At 72.0% G+C, this 354-nt stretch carries 1 protein-coding gene; it reads left to right on the forward strand.

Annotation, left to right across the window (positions count from 1 at the left end; translation table 11 throughout):
* Positions 1-130: 130 nt before the first annotated feature.
* Positions 131-354: BatA domain-containing protein (locus tag AAE045_RS23150; RefSeq protein ID WP_455549673.1), on the forward strand; the 224-nt coding region annotated here is incomplete at its 3' end.

Consider the following 354-nt stretch of genomic DNA (forward strand, 5'->3'; position numbering starts at 1 on the left):
CCCGTTTCGATACCGCCCAGCGCGCGTTGCAGGCGCGGCTGCAGAGCAGCGGCATCGTGCATGCCACCGGCTATCTCGACCAGCCGCTGGATCAGCCGCTGCGGGCGCTGCTCGGTGCCGGAGGCGGCGCGTGAGCCTGCTGTTTCCGCTCGGACTGCTGGCACTGGCCGCCTGGCTGGTCCCGCTGCTGATCCACCTGGCGCGGCGGCATCAGTACGCGCCACTCGACTTCGCCGCGCTGCGCTGGCTGCAGGCCCGGATCCGGCCGCGCCAGAAGATCCGCTTCGACGAGTGGCCGCTGCTGCTGGTGCGGCTGCTGCTGCTGGCTACACTGGCCCTGTTGCTGGCGCGGCC

The organism is Dryocola clanedunensis (assembly GCF_038405435.1).
Taxonomy (GTDB): Bacteria; Pseudomonadota; Gammaproteobacteria; order Enterobacterales; family Enterobacteriaceae; genus Dryocola; species Dryocola clanedunensis_A.